The following is a 19,011-nucleotide window of genomic DNA, read 5'->3' as shown; positions in this document are numbered from 1 at the left end:
TCTGTGGAAAACCTGTCTACCGGCGGCGGAAGAGCAGGTCGTGGACGACGTGCCCCTTGTCGAGCCCCTGCCCCTCGAAGCGGGTCAGCGGCCGGTACCCGGGCCGCGGGGCGTAGCCGCCGTCGCCCTGGGTGTTCTCGAAGTCGGGGTGCGCGGTGAGCACTTCCAGCATCTGCTCCGCGTACGGCTCCCAGTCCGTGGCGCAGTGCAGCAGCCCGCCGCGCTTGAGCCGGGGCGCGAGCAGGGTGAGGAAGTCCGGCTGGATGAGCCGGCGCTTGTGGTGGCGCTTCTTGGGCCAGGGGTCCGGGAAGTAGACCCGGCAGCCGGCGAGGGACTCCGGCGGGAGCATCTCGCGCAGCAGGATGATCGCGTCACCGTTGGCGACCCGGACGTTGGTCAGGCCGTTGCGGTCCGCGAGGCCGAGCAGGTTGCCCTGGCCGGGGGTGTGCACGTCCACGGCGAGGATGCCGGTGCCGGGGTCGGCGGCCGCCATCTGCGCGGTGGCCTCGCCCATCCCGAAGCCGATCTCCAGGACGACCGGCAGCCCCCCGAACATCTCGTCCAGGTCGAGCACCCGGCTGCCGTCGATGTCGAGTCCCCAGTCGGGCCAGCGCTTCAGCATGGCCTCGGCCTGTCCCGCGGTGACGCGGCTGCGGCGGGGCTGGAAGCTGCGGATCCGCCGCTCGAAGTGCGACCCCGCCGGATCGGGCGAGGGCCCCTCCCCGGGTGCGAACATGCGGCTGCCGCGACGCGCGACGGGCTGCTCGGCGGGGGCGGGGCGCGGGGGGTTCACAGGCTGCTCAGACACAATGCCCCGATTCTACGGGGCCCGGCCGAGCCCCGCCGGGCCCGCCGCCCGGGGCGCCCCCGGGGCCGGACCCGCCGTCCCCTACAGCAGCGCCAGTGCCCGGCCCGCGACCTCGCGGCCGATCGGCAGGGAGGCCGTCGCGGCCGGCGAGGGCGCGTTGAGGACATGGACCGTGCGTGCCGACTCGCGGATCAGGAAGTCGTCCACCAGCGTGCCGTCCTTCAGCACCGCCTGCGCCCGCACCCCTGGGGTCGCCCGTCGCAGGTCGCGCTCCTCGACGAGCGGCAGCATGCGCCGTACGGCCTCGGTGAAGGCGCGCTTGGAGAGCGAGCGGTGCAGCTCGCCCGCCCCGTAGCGCCAGTGCGCGCGGGCTATCGCCCAGCTGCCGGGCCAGGCGAGGGTGCCCGCGAGCTCGCGCGGGCGGACGACCGACCAGCCGTAGCCCTCCCGGGCGAGCGCCGGGACCGCGTTCGGTCCGACGTGGACACCGCCGTCGATGCCGCGGGTCAGATGGACGCCGAGGAAGGGGAACGCCGGATCGGGCACCGGATAGACCAGGCCCCGCACCAGCGAAGGGTCCGCCAGTTCGTAGTACTCACCCCGGAAGGGGACGATCCGCATCTGCGGGTCGTCGCCCGCGAGCCGCGCCACCCGGTCGCAGTGCAGTCCGGCGCAGTTCACCAGGACCCGTCCCCGCACCACGCGGCCCGCCGCCGTGCGCACCGCCACGCCCCAGGGCCGCCGGTCGATGACGGTGACCTCCGAGCCGTACAGGATGCGGGCGCCCGATGCCTCGGCCAGCTTGGCCGCCACCGCCCCGTAGTCGACGATGCCCGTCGTGCCCACGTGGATCGCGGCCAGGCCCCGCACCCGCGGCTCGTACTCGCTGATCTGCGCCGGGCCGAGCTCGCGCACCGGGATCCCGTTCTCCCGGCCGCGCTGCACGAGCGCGTGCAGCCGGGGCAGCTCCTCGCGCCCGGTGGCGACGATCAGCTTGCCCGTGACCTCGTGGGGGATCCCGTACTCCGCGCAGAACTTGACCATCTCGGCCGCGCCCTCGACCGCGAAGCGGGCCTTGAGCGAGCCCGGCCGGTAGTAGATCCCGCTGTGGATCACGCCGCTGTTCCGCCCGGTCTGGTGGCGCGCCGGCGCGTGCTCCTTCTCCAGGACCGTGACGCGGGTGCCCGGCGCGGCGCGCGTGATCGCGTACGCCGTCGACAGGCCGACGATCCCGCCGCCGATCACGAGCACGTCACAGTCATAGCGGTCCGAATCGGACACCAGCGCCACCTCCCACCCCTGATAGTGCACTGGCCCACTGACAACCCGGCTAAACCGCCCGCAGCGTGGGACACGTGTCACGTCACGCGGGCGCCACGAGGAGCGGGCGGGCCCGCTCCCGCAGCTCCATGACCCGCGGCTCGTCCCCGTACGGTTCGAGCCGGTGCAGCAGGTCGCGGACGTACTCGGTGGTGCGGGCCGACGAGATCCGCCCGGCCACCTCCACCGCGCGCGTGCCGGCGGCGCAGGCCGCGTCCAGATTGCCCGACTCCAGCTCGGCCACCGCCGAGACCACCAGTCGGAGCCCGTGCGAGCGCACGTACTCCTCGGTGGGCCGGGACAGCGCCTGCTCGGTGAAGCGGCGCACCTGGCGGGGCGCCTTCAGGTCGCGGTAGCACTCGGCGGCGTCGGCGCAGAAGCGGTCGTACGAGTAGAAGCCGAGCCAGGACGGGTCGGCGTCGCCGTCGCGGGAGCGCTCCAGCCAGCCCTCGGCGGCCTTGAGCGCGGCGGCGGCCGCCGCCCCGTCGCTCGCCTTGGCGTGCGCCCGGGCCTCGACGAGCCGGAAGAAGGACATGGTGCGGGCGGTCGCCAGGCCCCGGTTGCGTTCGAGGGCGGCCTGGGCGAGGTCGACGCCCTCGTCGGCGAAGCCCCGGTAGGTCGCCTGGAGGGACATGGAGGCGAGGACGTAGCCGCCGAGCGGCACGTCGGCGGCCGCGCGGGCGAGCCGCAGCGCCTGGATGTAGTAGCGCTGGGCGGCCTCCTGCTGACCGGTGTCGAAGGCCATCCAGCCGGCCAGCCGGGTCAGCTCGGCCGTCGCGCCGAACAGGGCGCGGCCGACCTCGTCCGAGTAGGAGCCGAGCAGCAGCGGCGCGGCGTCGACCCGTAAGCACTCGGGAACCATGGAGGAGCGCCAGTCGCCGCCGCCGTACTTGGAGTCCCAGCGGCGGGCGTCCTCGGCGGCCTCGCGGAGCTTGGCGACATCGCTGTGCCCCACGCGCACGTGCTCGGCGTTCTCGCCCGCGGCGAGCGCGCCGAGCCCGCCCACCCCACCGGTCCCGCCGACGGCGCTGTCCGCACCCCCGGCACCCGGGGCGGCCGCGCCGGGGGCGGGCCCCGCCGCCGGACGCGGGGCCCGGCGCTCGACCGACGGGTCGGCGGGGGTGATCAGCCAGCGGGAGGCGGGCGTCGCGTAGGCGCTCACGGAGAAGGAGCCGGCGAGCGACTGCCATATGCCGCCGCCGCCCCGCCGACCGGCGAGATCCAGCCGGTACAGCTCGGTGGCCGAGCGGACCGCCTCACCGACGTCGCGGGGAAAGGCCAGACCCACCTCGGGGGCGGGGTCGGCGTCGGCGAGACCGATCTCGTGCAGCGGCACGGGCCGGCCGAGCTTCTGGCCGATGGCAGCGGCGATCAGGTGCGGGGCGGCACCCTGCGGCACCATGCCCTTGGACACCCATCGGGCCACCGACGTCTTGTCGTAGCGAAGCGTCAGGCCCCGCTGCGCACCGAGGTCGTTGACGCGCCGGGCGAGCCCGGCATTGCTGATTCCCGCGAGGGCGAGAACCGTGCCGAGCTTTTCGTTCGGCCCGCGTTGCTCCCTGGACATGACGCCACCCCTCGACACGACACCCAGACGGCCGCCACGACGCCGGGCATAGGCGTGCGGCATTCGTAAGCACAGCGTAGTTCGCCGGATCCCGACCGTTAAGGGGCGGTGTTCCGTATGGCGAGATTGTTGTGGGATGGGATGAGCGCCGGATCCGCGGCCGTCCGCCGTGCTCCGTGCGTGTGGCCGTGCGCCCGCCCATGCGCTCTCGCCGGGGCCGTGGGGGAGCGCTTCCATGAGTGCTGCGTGGGTCGGCCCGCTTGGCCGAGGACCGATGTCCCGGACAGGTGGGCTGGGGGACACCGTCGCCCCATTCCCCGCGGGCGGCGGACGGCTCCGGGAGGCGAACGCCTCCCGGACTGTCGGAGATCCGCCCCCAGTGCCCGGAAATCCGCCCCACCGCCGCTGGTCCGTCCCACCCGCACCGCCGATCCGGCCGTGCGCCTTCACCGCCGCCCGGCGAGGAAACCCCCGGCCGTCGAGGGGTTGAGAATGGCCGAAAGCTGACGGCGCTCAACTGGCCCATGCCAGGGGCGCATTCACCCTCGGCGCGATGCCCCTCGTGATACCTCCCGTGCGCCGTTGTCATGGCAGCATGTCTCCACTCGACCTTTGTGGAGGCGGCGATGCGGTGGCTGGTGGGCTGGAGCAGTGTCGCCGCGCGCTTCGGCACCCACGGCGTGCCCCAGGGGGCGCCGTTCGGCTCGGCCGGCGCCGTCGGCGACCCGGCCGAGGGGCGCACGGTGCACCCGGTGGGCGCGCAGCTCATCTGGGGTGACCCCGATCCGCTGTGGGCGGTCGGCGACTGGCGCCCCGACGAGGTGCGCCTGGTCGCCGTCGACGAGCACACCCGTCTCGCCGTCCTCGGCTGCTGCGCCGCGAGCGACGACGAACTGCGGCGCGGCCTGCTGACCGCGCGCGGGGGCGCACTGCGACACCTGACCGCGTGGGCCGGCAGCTACACCGCCGTCGTCAGGGCGGGCCGCCGCATCACCGTCACCGGCGACCTCGCCGGCGCCCGGCCGGTCTTCCACACCCCGTGGGCGGGCGGTACGGCCTACGGCACCGCCGCCCTGCCGCTCGCCGACCTCACCGAGGCGCAGCTCGACATCGGACACCTCGCCGCGCTGCTCGCCTGCCCCGAGACCCCCGAGGCGCTGCGCGACTCCACGCCGTACGAAGGGGTGCGCCGGGTGCCGCCCGGGCACGCGCTGATCCTGCGCGAGGGCTCCCGCGAGATCACCGGCTACGAAACCGTCGCCTCGCTCGCCGTCGCCGCGCCCGAGGCCGACCCCCGGCAGGCCGTGGAAGCGGTGCGGGACGCGCTGGTCGAGGCCGTACGGGCCCGGCTCACCGCGCCCCGGCACGCCCCCGAGATGCCCCTGCCCGACCCGGGGCCGGTGCCCGGCATGGGGCCCGCCGACCGGCGCGCGGCGCGCGGGACCGGCCCCGCGCCCGGGGTCGGCGCCGACCTGTCCGGCGGCAGCGCCTCCGGCACCCTCGCCCTGCTCGCCGCCGGTCTTCCCGGCGTCCCCGGCACGATCCTGGGCCACGGCACCGGGGCGGGGGAGCGGCTGCTTGCCGTCACCTTCAACGACCTGGCCGCGCCCGGCCGGCCGGACGAGCTCGAACGCGCCCGGGAGATCGCCGCCAACCCGCGGCTGCACCACGTGGTCGTCGCGGGCGGCGAGGAGGCGCTGCCGTACGCGGAGCTCGAAGGGCCCCTCACGGACGAGCCGGGCCCTTCTCTGGTGTCGGCGGAACGGCACCGCAGGCGGCTCGCGGGCGGCAGCGCCGACCACTTCACCGGCTTCGGCGCCCGCCAGGTCCTCGACGCGCATCCGGCGCGCCTCGCCGACCTCCTGATGGACCGGCGCCGCCGCTCCCTGGTGCGTCCGGTCACCGCGCTCGCCAAGGCGACCGGCACCTCGGCGGGGGCGCTGCTGGTGCCGCTGACGGTCTACCGGGCGGCCCGGCGGCTCGCCCGTACGCCGTACCGCACCGGGCTCGAGGCCGCCGCCGCCCGGGTCCTGGAGGCCAACCGCACGCCCACCGGGGCCTACGGGCCGCTGGAGGCCTCCCTCTCCGCGCTCGCCTGGTCGCGGCCGGGGCCGGCGGCGCGCTGGCTGACGGGGGAGGCGCTCGCCGAAGTATCGGTTCGGCTGAACCGGGCGGCGACCCTGCCCACCTCCGTCCAGCGCCCGGGCGAGGCACGCGCGCGGGCCGCACTCGCCCGTGCCGCGGCCGACCACCGGGTCCTGGAGCAGGCCGCGGAGATCCGCAGCCAGCGCCTGCACGCCCCGTTCCTGGACAATCAGGTCGTACGGGCCTGCCGTGACCTGCCCGAATCGCTGCGGGTCCAGCCCGACGCCCGCGCCGGCGTGCTGCGCACCGTCCTCGCGGGCGCCGGCATCCACGACCTGCCGCCCGGCTGGGGCGCCTCCCACCCCGCCGTCCCCGCCGCCGCCACCCGCGCCGGCCTGCGCGCCGCCCTGCCCCAGCTGCTGGCCCTCTTCGAGGCCCCGCTCCTCGCGGACGCCGGCCTGATCGAGGCCCGTGTGGTCCGCCGCGCCCTGCGCTCCGCCGCCGACGGCGAACAGATCCCCCTCGACGGCCTCGCCGACCTGGTCTCCACCGAACTCTGGCTCCGCCGCCTCCTCGCCCGCCGCGGCTCCTGCTGGACAGGCACGGCCGCCCCGAGGCACCGGGCGGTACCGGGCCCGCTCATCCCGTCGGCGCGGTCGTTGCCGGCGTAGGGGTCGGGTGCGGGGGCGCCGATGCCGGGCCGCCGACGGCCGGGCGACGCGGTCGGGTGACGAAGCCGAGAAACCGCCCCCGCGCGCGGGGAGTGCGATCGTCGTTCCCACTGCGAGAGAAGGAGGGGCGGCAATGGCCGACGCCGAGGACGTGACCGAGGGCTTCGAGCGGCTCAGCATCGCTTCCCCGGACGGCTGGCGGGTGGAACTCCTCGAAGGCGGGCGACGACTACGCGCACGAGTCCGTCCACAGGCTGGGGGCCAGGGTGTCGCTGCCCGAGCCGCTCGGCTTCGACCTCGACACCGGCGCGTTCTGACGCGCCCGCGCCCCTCTCCGGGCGAACCCCGACGGAAACCCCGAGGCGCTCGCCATCCCCGCCCGCGACAATGATCCGGTGCGGTACCTCATCCTCGGCACCACCGAGGCCCTCGACTCCCGCGGCGCTGCCCTCCCCCTCGGCGGCGCCCGGCTGCGGGCGCTGCTCGCCGCGCTCGCGCTGCGCGGGGGGCGGGCGGTGTCCGTCGGGGAGCTTGTGGAGGACGTGTACGGGGACGAGCCGCCGCAGGACCCCGGCGCCGCGCTGCAGGCGCTCGTCGGACGCCTCCGCAGGGTGCTCGGGAAGGACGCCGTCGCGTCCGGCCCCGGCGGGTACGGGCTGGTCGCCGGGCCCGAGGACATCGACCTGTACGTCTTCGAGCGCCATGTCCGCGATGCCGAAGCCCGCCTCGACGCCGGCGACCCCGAAGCCGCCGCCGCACTGCTGCGCAGCGCCCTCGCCCTCTTCCGGGGCCCCGCGCTCGCCGATCTGCCCGAGCCCGCCGGCGTGCGCCCCGAGGCGCAGCGGCTGGCCGCGCTCCGTCGGCGCATCGAGGCCGACCTGCGGCGCGGCGCCACCACCGGGCTCGTCCCCGAACTGACCGAACTCACCGGTGCGTACGCGTACGACGAGACCTTCCACGCCCAGCTGATCCGCGCCCTGCGCGCCGAGGGCCGCCCGGCCGACGCCCTGGCCGCGTACGAGTCCGCCCGCCGCACCCTCGCCGACGGGCTCGGCGCCGACCCGGGATCCGAGCTCACCGCCCTGCACGCCGAACTCCTGGCCGCCGAGACCCCCACGCCCACGGGACCGAAAGCGCCCACGGGACCGTCAACGCCCACGGGACCGTCAACACTCATGGGGCCGTCAACACCCATGGGGCCGACGGCCACCGCCGAGGCCGGCAACATCAGGCCCCGGCTCACCTCCTTCGTCGGACGCGAGCCCGAACTGGCCGCCCTCCGCGCCGACCTCGACCACTCCCGGCTCGTCACCCTCACCGGCCCCGGCGGCTCGGGAAAGACCCGCCTCGCCGAGGAAGCTGCCCTCCGGGCCGCCGGCCCCGCGGCCTGGATCGCCGAGCTCGCCCCGCTCGACGACCCCGACGCCGTACCCGATGCCGTCCTCTCCGCCCTCCGCCTGCGCGAGACCAGCCTGATCACCCGCGAAGGACAGCCCCTTCACGACGACCCGACCGCCCAGCTCGTCGAGCACCTCGCCCGCCGCCCCCTGCTCCTCGTCCTCGACAACTGCGAGCACGTCATCGGCGCCGCCGCCGCTCTCGCCGAGACGCTCCTCACCCACTGCCCCGAGCTGCGCGTCCTCGCCACCAGCCGCGAACCCCTCGGCGTCCCCGGCGAGTCCGTCCGTCCCGTCGAACCGCTCCCGCCGACCCCCGCCCACCGGCTCTTCGCCGAACGGGCCCGCGCCGTCCGCCCCGCATTCCGCGTCGAGGACGACCTGCCCGCCGTCGACGAGATCTGCCGCCGCCTCGACGGCCTGCCGCTCGCCATCGAGCTCGCCGCCGCCCGACTGCGGCTGCTCACCCCCCGCCAGATCGCCGACCGCCTCGACCACCGGTTTCTTCTCCTGACCTCCGGCTCCCGCACCGCCCTGCCCCGCCAGCAGACCCTGCGCGCGGTCGTCGACTGGTCCTGGGACCTCCTCGACGCCGAGGAGCGCGACCTGCTCCGCCAGGTCTCCGTCTTCGCCGGCGGCTGGGACCTCGCCGCCGCCGAAGCCCTCGACCCGCACACCCCCCGCGGCCCCGGCACGACCGGCGCCACCGACACCGTCGGCGCCCTCGGCAGCCTCGTCGAGAAGTCCCTCGTCGTCGCCACCCCCACCGACGACGGCGAGATGCGCTACCGCCTCCTGGAGACCATCCACGAGTACGCCGCGGAGCGCGCCGCCGAGACCCCGGAGCTCCGCGCCGCCGCCGAGGCCGCCCACACCGCCCACTTCACGGCCCTCGCCGAGCGGGCCGAACCCCTGCTGCGCTCGGGCGAGCAGCTCCCCTGGATCGCCCGCATCGAGCGCGACCTCGACAACATCCGCGCCGCCCTCCACCGCACCGTCACCGCAGGCGACGAGCCCGCCGCCCTCCGGCTGGTCTTCGCCCTGGGCTGGTTCTGGTGGCTGCGGAACTACCGCGTCGAGGGCGTCGTCTGGACCGAGCGCGTCATCCGGCTCGGCGACGACCCCGAGGACAGGGCCGATCCCCGCTACTGGCCCCGCATGCACCTGCGGATGCTGCACCTCTTCCTCGCCGTGGAGAGCCAGACCCTCCCCGCCTTCCGCGACGACCCGGAGGTCGCCGCCCTCGTCGCCCGGGTGCGCGCCGCCTTCGCCACCGACCCCGGCCCCGAGTCCGCCCGTTTTCCGGGCCTGCTGTGGCCGTTCACCGCGTACTTCACCGACGAGCCCGCCGAGGTCCGCGCCCTCCTCGACATCGCCGTCGCCAACGCCCGTCGCCACGGCGGGGCGTGGGAGATGGGCGTCACGCTGATGTTCCGCACCCACACGGTCATCGACATGCCCGGCGGCACGCCCGACGTCGACGAAGACGTCGCCGAGCTGCGCGCGCTGTCCCGGCGGGTCGGCGACCGCTGGATGAGTGCCCAGGTCGCGAGTGCCGCCGGCGAGGCCGACATGCTGCGCGGCCGGTACGAGGAGGCCCGTGAGGCGTACGAGGAGGCCCTGGCCCTGGCCCGCGAGGTCGGCGCGCACGCCGAGGCCCCGTTCCTCATCGCCCGGCTCGCCGAGCTCGACTTCCGCCTCGGCGACGTGGCCGCCGCCACCGAGGGCCTCCGCGAGGCGACGGCGGTGGCCGAGCGCTATCACGTCCGTGACACCGAGACCTACATCCGCTTCCTGCGGGCCGGGATCGCGCTGTACGGCGGGGACGTCGCCACCGCCCGCGCGCACATGGAGGCGGCCGGCGCGATGATCGGGGAGAGCACCCCGCCGCCGCACTTCCAGGCCCTCGTGATGGGCCTCGCCGCCCGCGTCGAGGCGCACGAGGGCGCGGGACCGGCGGCCGTCGCCCACGCCGCCGAGGCCCTGCGCACGGCGCGGGACGCCCAGTGCGCCGAGGTCTTCGCGGCCGGCCTCGCCGACGGCCTCGCCACCGCGCTCGCCCTCAGCGGTGAACTCGCCCCGGCGGTGAGCGTCCTGACCGCCGTCGACGCCTGGCGGGGCGAGGTGCCCCGTGCCGCGCCGGAGCTGCGCGAGGCGGCGGACGTCACGGCCCGGGCGCGTGCCGGACTCGACCCCGAGGCCTACGAGACCGCGCGGGCCGCCGGCCGCGACCTCGACCTGGCGAAGGTCCTGGCCCTCGCGGAGCCGTACACCGCGTAGGGCCGAGAGGGATGCGGCCGCAGCCCGTCAAGGCAGACGGACAGGAGCGCTGGTCGAGGAAGCCGGTCGAGGCAGCTGGTCGAAGCAGCCGGTCGAGGCAGCCGGTCAACGGCAGCTGATCCGGGAGTTCGCCCAGTCCGCGACCGCCGCCCGGCCGAACGGCGTGTGCTCCTCGACCACGAGCCGCAGGGTTCGGCGGCCGGAGATGCCGACGTGCACCGGGACCGGGGCGTCGCCGGGGCGGATCACATCGGAGCGCCACAGCCGCTCCCCGTCCCCGTACACGGAGAAGCGCACCCCGCCGACCCCGAGCGGGACGCTCATGTCGTCGAGGCCGACGATCGCGTCGTAGGCGGTGCACCGCCGGTTGAGGTCGATCAGGATCGAGGACGGGACGTGCACGCTCACTCCGTGCGCGTAGCGGCGGTCGCCCATCGACACGCCGGAGCGCTGCCACATCCAGCTGCTGCCCGCGAGGTCCACCTCCGGCTCGGTGCCGTCGCCGGCGATCCCGTACCGGAGCCGGTTGAGCTGGTAGACGGCCGGCCCGGTGGGCGTCGGCTTCGGCGTCACCTTCGGCAGGGTCCGCGACGGGCTGGGCCGCGGCGCCGGCTTCGGGGACGGCGTCGGCCGGGGAGCGGGCTTCGCGCTCGGTGTCGGCTCGGGGCGGGGGGAGGGCGGCGGAGCCGGTGCGGGCGGGGGCGCCGGCTTCGGGGTGGGCGGGGGCGTCGGCTTCGGCGGGGGCGGCGGAGGCTCGGCGGGTGCGACGGCCGGCGGCGTGGCCGCGGGCCGGGCGACGGGCTCCGTGTCGGATCCGGTCAGCGCCCAGACCAGACCGGCGGTCGCGGCGACGGCGGCGACGGCGGCGATGCCCGCCTTCGCGGGGATGCCCAGGCCCTCGACGGCGGCGGCCGAAGAGGCCCCGGCCGCGCCGCCGGCGGAGCCCGAGCCCGTGGCGGCGGCTGCCGCCCCGGCCGCGCCCGCCCCGGCGACACCACCGGCGGCGATGCCCGCCGCCTTGAGCGAGTAACCGGCGGCGAACCAGCCGATGACGGCGACCGGCAGCAGTGCGGGAATCCCGGCGTTCACATGCGCCAGCTCACCGGCGGCCAGTCGGCACTTGGCGCACTCGTCCAGGTGCTTGCGCAGGCCCCGCTCGGCCCGCATCCGCAGCCCGCCGCGCGCGAACGCGCCGAGCCGGTCGGCATAGCGGGCGCAGTCGCCGCCCGCGGTGAGCGACTGGCTCACATGGGCCTGGAGATAGGCCTGCTTGAGGCCTTCGCGGGCCCGGCTGGCGAGCACCGCGGTCGCGTTCGCGGTCAGGCCGAACAACGGGGCGACCTCGCTCGGCGACTCCTCCTCGACCGTGGTGTGCCACAGCACGGCCTGCCAGCGCTCCGGCAGCGACCGGAACGCCTGCATGGCGAGCGACTGCTCGGCCTCGTGCATCGCCCGCACGTCCGCGCCCAGATCCAGGGTGTCGTGGTCGGAGACCTCGGCGGCCCGGGCGGCGTCCTCGGCGAACACCGCGAAGTCCTCGACCAGGTGTTCGCGCTTCCGGGTCCTGGTCCAGGTCGCGGCCACCCGGCGCACACTGGTCAGGAGGTAGGCGCGCACCGCCTGCTCGGGACCGGCGCCGCCCCGCACCGCCTGCAGGGTGCGGGCGAAGACCTCCGCCGTCAGGTCGTCGGCGGTGTCCGCGTCCCGGCAGCAGCTGCGCGCGTAGCGGCGGACGGCGGCGGAGTGCCGGCGGAACAGCTCCTCGTACGCGCCGTCGTCGCCCTCCCGCATCCGCTGCACGAGCTCGACGTCGGGCGGCGGCAGCTCACGCGGCGGCGGCAGTACGGATCCAAGGTCGGCGGCCTCGTCGGCCACCGGCTGCGCCGCCGCACCGCCCTCGCGCTGCTGCGGCACGCTCGCCTCGGCCGCCGCGCCCACGGTGCCACCGGTGACGCCGCCGGAAGAGCCGGCCGGGCCGCCCTGGCCGGGCACCTGTGCGGGGGGCCTGTTCACGGTCTCCGCGGTGCCGCCGTCTCCGCCCAGCGCCTCGTCCCGACTGTCACCGCTCATTCGCGGAAGCCCCCGTATGCACGCTCGGACCCGAATACCGGCCAAAGCCTGCCACAGAGCGCGGGCACGCCGAACCGAAGCGTCCACTTACCACTCGTCCGGGGCGACTTACCCCGTCCGGGCGTAACCGCTCATCCGTTCGTGTCATGCTCGACGGTCCACCCGGACCATCGATGTGCCACCCCGGTATCGGCGTCGGGAGCGTGTCGAGGCGCTACCGCCTCACCGCCCTACCGCGAGCGCAGCCCCTCCAGAAGGATGTCGAGGAGACGGGCCGACGCCGCCGCCTGCTGGGCCGCGTCCGGGAGCGCCGGCGCGGCGGTGGCTATGACCAGCAGCACGTCGGACACCGTCACGTCCGCCCGCAGCTCGCCCGCCTCCCGCGCCCGGTCCACCAGCCGGCCCACGACCTCCAGGAGCTCCGAGGCCCCGGCGTCGTCCTGCTCGGCCGCCGGCACCGCGCGCGGCGCGACCACCCGCGGGTCGGCGTGCTCGCCGAACCCGTTGACACCCGGGGCACCCGCCGGGACGGAGGCCCGCTGCTGCGGCACCCGCGCCTCGTCGTCCGGCGCCCCCACGGGCAGCACCACCTCGTCCACACCCACCCGCAGCACCTGCGGCGGCAGCAGCCGCCCGGCGCCCGAGGCGACCGAGGTGCGCAGGAACCGGGACAGCGCCGACCACGGCTCGTCCTCCTGGCCGAGGGCGGTCCGCGCCTGCTCCGTGAGCCGCGCCGTCTCCTCCTCGGCTATCCGCCGGACCAGCACGTCCTTGCTCGGGAACCGGCGGTACACGGTGCCGACCCCGACCCGGGCGCGCCGTGCCACGTCCTCCATCGGAGCCCCGTAACCGAGCTCGCCGAACACCTCCCGCGCGGCCCGCAGCACGTGCTCCAGATTGCGCTGCGCGTCCACGCGCAACGGCGCCGACCGCCCGTTCGCCATCGACTGCGCCGTACGGACCTGGCCGTACGAATCCTGAATCTGCATAAGCGTTCCCCCGCTCATGATGTCTCCCCCCGGAGACTCCCCGCCCTGACACGGGGTCCGACCGTGCCGCGCTCTTCGGTCCACGCGCGGCGATCCGACATCCCGACGAAGTACGAACATAGTTGAGTCGGGGTCAATTCAGAAGGGGCAGTTCCGTACGGTGCGCCCCCCGATCGGAGCAAGGACCCGGACCCTCCCGATTCCGGCCCCGCGCCCCACCCGCCACTCCCGCCCTGACCTGCGCACTTCTCCGCCCACCCGGACACTTCGCCACCCCGCGCCTCCGTACCCGGCCGGTCACACAATTTGCCGGGCCTGTGGACAAACCCCGGACGGCGTTGCGTCATGGGACAGTGACCGAACCTGTGCGCATTCTCGTTGTCGGCGGCGGCTACGTCGGGATGTACACCGCGCTGCGCCTGCAGCGGCAGCTCAAGACGGAGCTCAGAAGCCACGCGGCCGAGATCACGGTGGTCACCCCCGAGCCGTACATGACGTACCAGCCGTTCCTGCCGGAGGCCGCCGCCGGCTCCATCTCCCCGCGCCACGTCGTCGTCCCGCTCCGCCGCGTCCTCGACCGCTGCCGTATCGTCATCGGCGAGGTCCACTCCATCGACCACGCCAAGCACACCGCGACCCTCTCCACCCTCGCCACCGAGGAGGAGGGCGCCGGGCACGTCCGGCTCGGCTACGACGAACTGGTCATCGCCCCCGGCTCGGTCTCCCGCACCCTCCCGGTCCCCGGCCTCGCCGACCACGGCATCGGCTTCAAGACCGTCGAGGAGGCCATCGGCCTGCGCAACCACGTCATCGAACAGATGGACATCGCCTCCTCCACCCGCGACCCCGCCCTCCGCGACGCCGCCCTCACCTTCGTCTTCGTCGGCGGCGGCTACGCGGGCGTCGAGGCCCTCGCCGAACTCGAGGACATGGCCCGCTACACGGCCCGCTACTACCACAACCTCAAGCCCGAGGACCTGCGCTGGGTCCTCGTCGAGGCCACCGAACGGATCCTGCCCGAGGTCGGCGAGGAGATGGGCCGCTACGCCATCCGCGAGCTGCGCGCCCGCAACATCGACGTCCGCCTCGGCACCCGCCTCGAATCCTGCGAGAACCGCGTCGCCGTCCTCTCCGACGGCACCCGTCTGCCCACCCGTACCGTCGTGTGGACCGCCGGCGTCAAACCCGCGCCGCTCCTCGCCGCCACCGACCTGCCCCGCAACGAACGCGGCCGGCTCGTCTGCACCGCGCACCTCACCGTCGACGGAGTCGAACACGCCTGGGCCGCCGGCGACGCCGCCGCCGTCCCCGACATCACCGCCGACGAGCCCGGCCGCGAGTGCGCGCCCAACGCCCAGCACGCCGTCCGCCAGACCAAGGTGCTCGCCGAGAACATCGCCGCATCCCTGCGCGGTCAGCCGCTCAAGGAATACGGCCACAAGTACGCCGGCTCCGTCGCCTCCCTCGGCCTCCACAAGGGCGTCGCCCATGTCTACGGCCGCAAACTCAAGGGCTACCCGGCCTGGTTCATGCACCGCGCCTACCATCTCAGCCGGGTCCCCACCTTCAACCGCAAGGCTCGCGTCCTGGCCGAATGGACCCTGTCCGGCCTGTTCAAACGCGAGATCGTCTCCCTCGGCTCCCTGGAACACCCCAGGGCCGAATTCGAACTCGCCGCCGCACCGCCCCCCGCGCCGAAGGACAAGTCCCCGGGCGATACCCCGGGTGAGTCTTCGGCCTGACATCACTGTCAGTGCACTCGTCCACACTGGACGTGTGACCATAGGTGGGCTCACACCTGCACAGAGTGACTCTGCACGGCAACGACACCACGAGGCATACAGATCCGTGAACTTCACCCGTTGGAGCGCCCGTCTCCCCGGTACGCAGCGCCGAGCGGCGGCCCGCGGGACGGAAGGCGCCGTGCCCGCGGCCCGCGGTGAGTACGGGCCCCGGCCGGACCACCCCGCCGAAGCCGCCGCAGACGTCCCCGCCCTGGAGGACTTCACCGTCCGCGAGATCGTCGGCCGGCTCCCCGGCCTGGTCGCGCTCGTGTACGGCCCGGAGCACCGCATCGCGTACGTCAACGACGCGTACGCCGCCGCCTTCGGCCCCCGGCCCGCCGGAGCAACCGTCGCCGACACCTGCCCCGAGGCGGAGGAGCTCGGCCTGCTCCCGCTCCTCGACCAGGTCCTGCGCAGCGGCAAGCCCCGCACGGTCAAGTCCCGCCGCACCCAGGACGGCGGCTCCTACACCGTCACCTGCCTGCCCGTGGAGAGCCCGCGACTCGCCGACGGCGGCGTCCTCGTCCACGCCGCCGACGTCACCGACCACGCCGAGGCCGCCGAGCGGCTCCGCGCCAGCGAGCGCCGCCACCGCGAGACCGCCGTCACCCTCCAGCGCTCCCTGCTCCCGCAGGAGCTGGAACAGCCCGACGACCTGCGCATCGCCGCCACGTACCAGCCAGGCGGCACGGACGCGGCGGTCGGCGGCGACTGGTACGACGTCATCACCCTCGGCGCCGGCCGCACCGCCCTCGTCATCGGCGACGTCATGGGACGCGGCGTCCGCGCCGCCGCCGTCATGGGCCAGCTCCGCACCGCCGTCCGCGCCTACGCCCGCCTCGACCTGCCGCCGCACGAGGTCCTCCAGCTCCTCGACGGCCTCGCCGCCGAGATCGACGCCAGCCAGATCGCCACCTGCGTCTACGCCGTCCACGACCCCAACGAGGGCAAGCTCGTCTACGCCTCCGCCGGCCACCTCCCGATCCTCGTCCGGGACGAGGACGGCACCGTCCGCCGCGCCGAGGACCCCACCGGGCCTCCGCTCGGCACCGGCGGCTGGCTCCACACCTCCGGCACCATCGCCCTGCCGCCCGGCTCCACCGCCGTCCTCTACACCGACGGCCTCGTCGAGCGGCGCCGCGAGGACATCGACGAGGGCGTCGCCGCCCTGGAGCGCGCCCTGTCCGGCGCCACCGGCACGCCCCAGGTCGTCTGCGACCGCCTGCTCCGCTCCCTCGGTGTCACCGCCGAGCACGACGACGACGTCGCCGTCCTCGTGCTCCAGCACCCGGCCCGCAAGGGACCCGACGCCGAGCTGTTCCACAACGCGGCCCTGGAGCTCCTCGGCGGCGTCGAGGCGGCACCACGCGCGCGTGCCTTCGCCTCCGGCGTCCTCGCCAGCTGGCGCTTCCCGGTGGAGCTGCGCGACCTCGGCGTCCTCGCCACCAGCGAGCTGGTGGCGAACTCCCTCCAGCACGGCACCCCGCCCATGCGGCTGCGGCTGCGCCGCACCGACCGCCGCCTGATCATCGAGGTCACGGACGGCGACGACCATCTGCCGCGCCGCCGCAGGGCGGAAACGGAGGACGAGGCGGGTCGCGGAATCTCGATCATCGCGACGATCGCCTCGTCCTGGGGCAGCCGCCGCACCCCGGGCGGCGGCAAAGCGGTGTGGTGCGAGTTCGCCCTGCCGGACTGATCCGTACGGATCAGGCGGCGGCGGGCTCCTTCGCCGGCTCGTGCCGCGCGACGATCTTCGACGGCCTGGCGGCGAGCGACGGCTGGTTCTGCTCCGGCGTCAGCCGCCGGCCGAGCCGGACCGCCAGCACGGTGATGCCGAGCGAGAACAGGACGAAGGTGACGATGTACGGCCCGTGCAGCGAGGCACCCATGGGCCCGCCGACCGCGGGACCGACCGCCAGCGCCAGCTGCTTCACCAGGGCGAAGGCCGAGTTGTACGTCCCGACCATCGACTCCGGCGCCAGGTCCGCCACCAGGGGCGCGACCGTCGGCGACAGCATGGCCTCACCCAGACCGAACAGGGCGTACGTGGAGACGAACGCCGCCGTCGCCATCGCCTGGCTGCCGTGGCCGAGCCCCGCGTACCCGGCGAACAGCCACGCCACGGCCCAGATCAGGCCCACCGCGGCGATGACCCGGGTCCGCTTGCGGCGCTCGACGAACTTCAGCACCAGGAACTGCGCGGCCACGATGACCGCCGTGTTGGCGGCCAGGGCGATGCCGAGCGTCGACGGCGCGATCCCGGCGGCTTCCGTGCCGTACGCGGCGAGACCCGACTCGAACTGTCCGTAGCACGCGAAGAAGAGCACGAAGCCCAGCACGCAGAGCTGCACCATCGCCTTGTGCCCGAGCAGTGCCCGCACGGCGCCGCCGCCCTTGCCGGCCGCCGGCCGCGCGCCCTGGAGGGCCGGCGATCCCGGCATCCGCACGGTCAGCACGATGCCCGCGAGCACCAGGAACATCGCCGACTCGATCGAGAACAGCAGCAGGAAGCTGCCGGGACGGCTCTCGTCGACCAGCTGGCCGCCGATCAGACCGCCGACACCGAGGCCGAGGTTCTGCAGGAAGAACTGCATGGCGAACGAGCGGGTACGGGTGGACGGCGTCGAGCACCACACGATCATCGTCGCGAGCGCCGGCTGCATCACCGCCGTGCCGGCACCCAGCAGCGCCGCGGCACCGACGGCCCCGGGCACCGAGGACGCGAAGCCCATCCCCAGGGCGCCGAGCGCGGCCAGCAGCGAGGCCACCAGCAGCACGGGCACCGGACCGCGCCGGTCGATGGCCCGCCCGCTGAAGGGCAGGACGAGCAGGGCGGCCATGGCGAAGACGGCCAGGACGACACCCGCCGTGCCCGCACCCAGATCCCGCACCTGAGCGACGTACACATAGAGGTACGGCACGGTGAAGCCGAGTCCGAACGCGCTCAGCGCGCTGCCTGCCTGAATCCGGCGCATCGCCGCGCCCATCGCCTTGGTCACGCTCACCCACTTCGGTCGCGGGTTCAGGTCTGTAGCCCTGAACCCTGAAGACTTCAACACTAAAGTTCGATGCTTAACAATACACATGGAAGGACTTCAAGGCCAACGAGCTCCATGGAATACTCGGCCGCATGTCCGACACCCCCGCGCCGTCCGGCTCCCAGGCCCCCCAGGAGCCGAGCCTCGACGAGCAGATCGCCGCCTACCAGCGCGAGTTCCGCGACCTCGACCCCCAGGTCGAGAAGGTCGTCTCCGCCCTGGGCCGGCTGAACCGCCGGATGAACGTGGCGTACGGCCGCCAGGTCGCCGACCTCGGCATCAGCAACGCCGAGTGGGAGGTCCTCAAGACCCTGGTCCTCTCCGGCGCCCCCTACCGCCTGGGCCCCGGCGAACTGGCCAAGCGCCTCGGCCTCACCCCGGCCGCGATGACCCACCGCATCGACCGCATGGCCGGCGAGGGCCTGGTCACCCGCGACCGCGACGAGAACAACCGGGTCCGCGTGATCGTCGAGCTGACGGACGAGGGCCGCCAGAAGTGGCTCGAGGCCATGCGCATGGCGACCGACTTCGAGGAGGAGCTCCTCCAGGACCTCTCCACGGAGGAGCGCGGCCTCCTGGGCGAGATGCTGATCCGCCTGCTCCGCCGGGTGGAGCTGACCCAGCCGGACGCCGGCGGCCGACTGACGGACCTGGACTGACGGACCGGGTCTGAGGGCTCCCCAGGGGGCCCTTGACACGCCCCTCGGGGATGCGTAGTGTTCTCCGAGTTGTCGCGGGGCCGTAACGGTTCTCCGACAGCCGATCCCGCCGCAGTAGCGGCACTCAACTCCGCACGATCTCCCTACCGGGATGAATATCGGCATGCCGAAATTCATTTCGAAAGGCTCGATTATGAGCCGCCGGGGAAATCCGCTAGAGTTTGAGACGTCGGAACGGCCCAACAGCCGCGAAGACAACTCCCGCTGACTGGGAATCAGGCCCGAAAGGATCTGATAGAGTCGGAACCGCCGGAAGGGCCCGGAGCGAAAGCGAAAGGGA

General features: G+C 74.6%; 11 protein-coding genes. 5 read left to right on the top strand and 6 right to left on the bottom strand.

Annotated elements, in window-relative coordinates; translation table 11 throughout:
- Positions 1-16 precede the first annotated feature (16 nt).
- The 3 genes from trmB to ACFY7C_RS25170 all read right to left on the bottom strand — a co-directional run bounded on the left by trmB (position 17) and on the right by ACFY7C_RS25170 (position 3,695).
- Positions 17-736, bottom strand: coding sequence for a tRNA (guanosine(46)-N7)-methyltransferase TrmB (trmB, locus tag ACFY7C_RS25180; RefSeq protein WP_389655636.1), 720 nt, complete (start codon positions 734-736; stop codon positions 17-19).
- A 153-nt stretch (positions 737-889) separates the two neighbouring features.
- Positions 890-2,089, bottom strand: a complete 1,200-nt coding sequence (lhgO, locus tag ACFY7C_RS25175) for an L-2-hydroxyglutarate oxidase (protein WP_389654528.1) — start codon at positions 2,087-2,089, stop codon at positions 890-892.
- A gap of 82 nt (positions 2,090-2,171) precedes the next feature.
- Complete coding sequence (locus ACFY7C_RS25170; protein ID WP_389654526.1) at positions 2,172-3,695, bottom strand: MFS transporter; 1,524 nt, start codon at positions 3,693-3,695, stop codon at positions 2,172-2,174.
- Between the two features lie 626 nt (positions 3,696-4,321).
- On the opposite strand from ACFY7C_RS25170, the gene ACFY7C_RS25165 reads away from it, so the two are divergent.
- Complete coding sequence (locus ACFY7C_RS25165; RefSeq protein ID WP_389654524.1) at positions 4,322-6,451, top strand: asparagine synthase-related protein; 2,130 nt, start codon at positions 4,322-4,324, stop codon at positions 6,449-6,451.
- A 395-nt stretch (positions 6,452-6,846) separates the two neighbouring features.
- The gene (locus tag ACFY7C_RS25160) at positions 6,847-10,128 is read left to right on the top strand and encodes an ATP-binding protein (RefSeq protein ID WP_389654522.1); all 3,282 of its coding nucleotides are present in this window, start codon (positions 6,847-6,849) and stop codon (positions 10,126-10,128) included.
- Between the two features lie 105 nt (positions 10,129-10,233).
- Here the strand turns inward: ACFY7C_RS25160 and ACFY7C_RS25155 are convergent, their stop codons facing one another.
- Positions 10,234-12,198, bottom strand: coding sequence for a sigma-70 family RNA polymerase sigma factor (locus ACFY7C_RS25155; protein ID WP_389654520.1), 1,965 nt, complete (start codon positions 12,196-12,198; stop codon positions 10,234-10,236).
- A gap of 230 nt (positions 12,199-12,428) precedes the next feature.
- On the bottom strand, positions 12,429-13,187 hold the full coding sequence (locus ACFY7C_RS25150) for a TetR/AcrR family transcriptional regulator (RefSeq protein ID WP_389654518.1): 759 nt from the start codon (positions 13,185-13,187) through the stop codon (positions 12,429-12,431).
- A 353-nt stretch (positions 13,188-13,540) separates the two neighbouring features.
- Between ACFY7C_RS25150 and ACFY7C_RS25145 the strand changes: the two genes are divergently transcribed.
- Both ACFY7C_RS25145 and ACFY7C_RS25140 read left to right on the top strand, forming a co-directional pair.
- Entirely contained in the window at positions 13,541-14,929 is a 1,389-nt protein-coding gene (locus tag ACFY7C_RS25145; RefSeq protein ID WP_389654516.1) for an NAD(P)/FAD-dependent oxidoreductase, read from the top strand.
- A 106-nt stretch (positions 14,930-15,035) separates the two neighbouring features.
- Positions 15,036-16,670, top strand: a complete 1,635-nt coding sequence (locus tag ACFY7C_RS25140; RefSeq protein ID WP_389654514.1) for a SpoIIE family protein phosphatase — start codon at positions 15,036-15,038, stop codon at positions 16,668-16,670.
- Positions 16,671-16,680: 10 nt separating this feature from the next.
- Here the strand turns inward: ACFY7C_RS25140 and ACFY7C_RS25135 are convergent, their stop codons facing one another.
- Positions 16,681-17,961, bottom strand: a complete 1,281-nt coding sequence (locus ACFY7C_RS25135; protein ID WP_389655634.1) for an MFS transporter — start codon at positions 17,959-17,961, stop codon at positions 16,681-16,683.
- Positions 17,962-18,104: 143 nt separating this feature from the next.
- Here ACFY7C_RS25135 and ACFY7C_RS25130 point away from each other — a divergent pair, with 143 nt between their 5' ends.
- Entirely contained in the window at positions 18,105-18,671 is a 567-nt protein-coding gene (locus ACFY7C_RS25130) for a MarR family winged helix-turn-helix transcriptional regulator (protein ID WP_389654512.1), read from the top strand.
- Positions 18,672-19,011 lie beyond the last annotated feature (340 nt).

It is taken from the genome of Streptomyces sp. NPDC012769 (assembly GCF_042901205.1).
Classification (GTDB): Bacteria; Actinomycetota; Actinomycetes; order Streptomycetales; family Streptomycetaceae; genus Streptomyces.
The sequence above is the reverse complement of the archived record's forward strand: the minus strand, read 5'-3'. Positions and strand labels throughout refer to the sequence as shown.

Excerpts from the sequence above, each read along its gene's own strand:
- trmB (WP_389655636.1), bottom strand. The coding sequence starts at position 736 with ATGTTCGCACCCGGGGAGGGGCCCTCGCCCGATCCGGCGGGGTCGCAC.
- ACFY7C_RS25170 (WP_389654526.1), bottom strand. The coding sequence starts at position 3,695 with ATGTCCAGGGAGCAACGCGGGCCGAACGAAAAGCTCGGCACGGTTCTC.
- ACFY7C_RS25165 (WP_389654524.1), top strand. The coding sequence starts at position 4,322 with ATGCGGTGGCTGGTGGGCTGGAGCAGTGTCGCCGCGCGCTTCGGCACC.
- ACFY7C_RS25155 (WP_389654520.1), bottom strand. The coding sequence starts at position 12,198 with ATGAGCGGTGACAGTCGGGACGAGGCGCTGGGCGGAGACGGCGGCACC.
- ACFY7C_RS25150 (WP_389654518.1), bottom strand. The coding sequence starts at position 13,187 with ATGCAGATTCAGGATTCGTACGGCCAGGTCCGTACGGCGCAGTCGATG.
- ACFY7C_RS25135 (WP_389655634.1), bottom strand. The coding sequence starts at position 17,961 with ATGGGCGCGGCGATGCGCCGGATTCAGGCAGGCAGCGCGCTGAGCGCG.
- ACFY7C_RS25130 (WP_389654512.1), top strand. The coding sequence starts at position 18,105 with ATGTCCGACACCCCCGCGCCGTCCGGCTCCCAGGCCCCCCAGGAGCCG.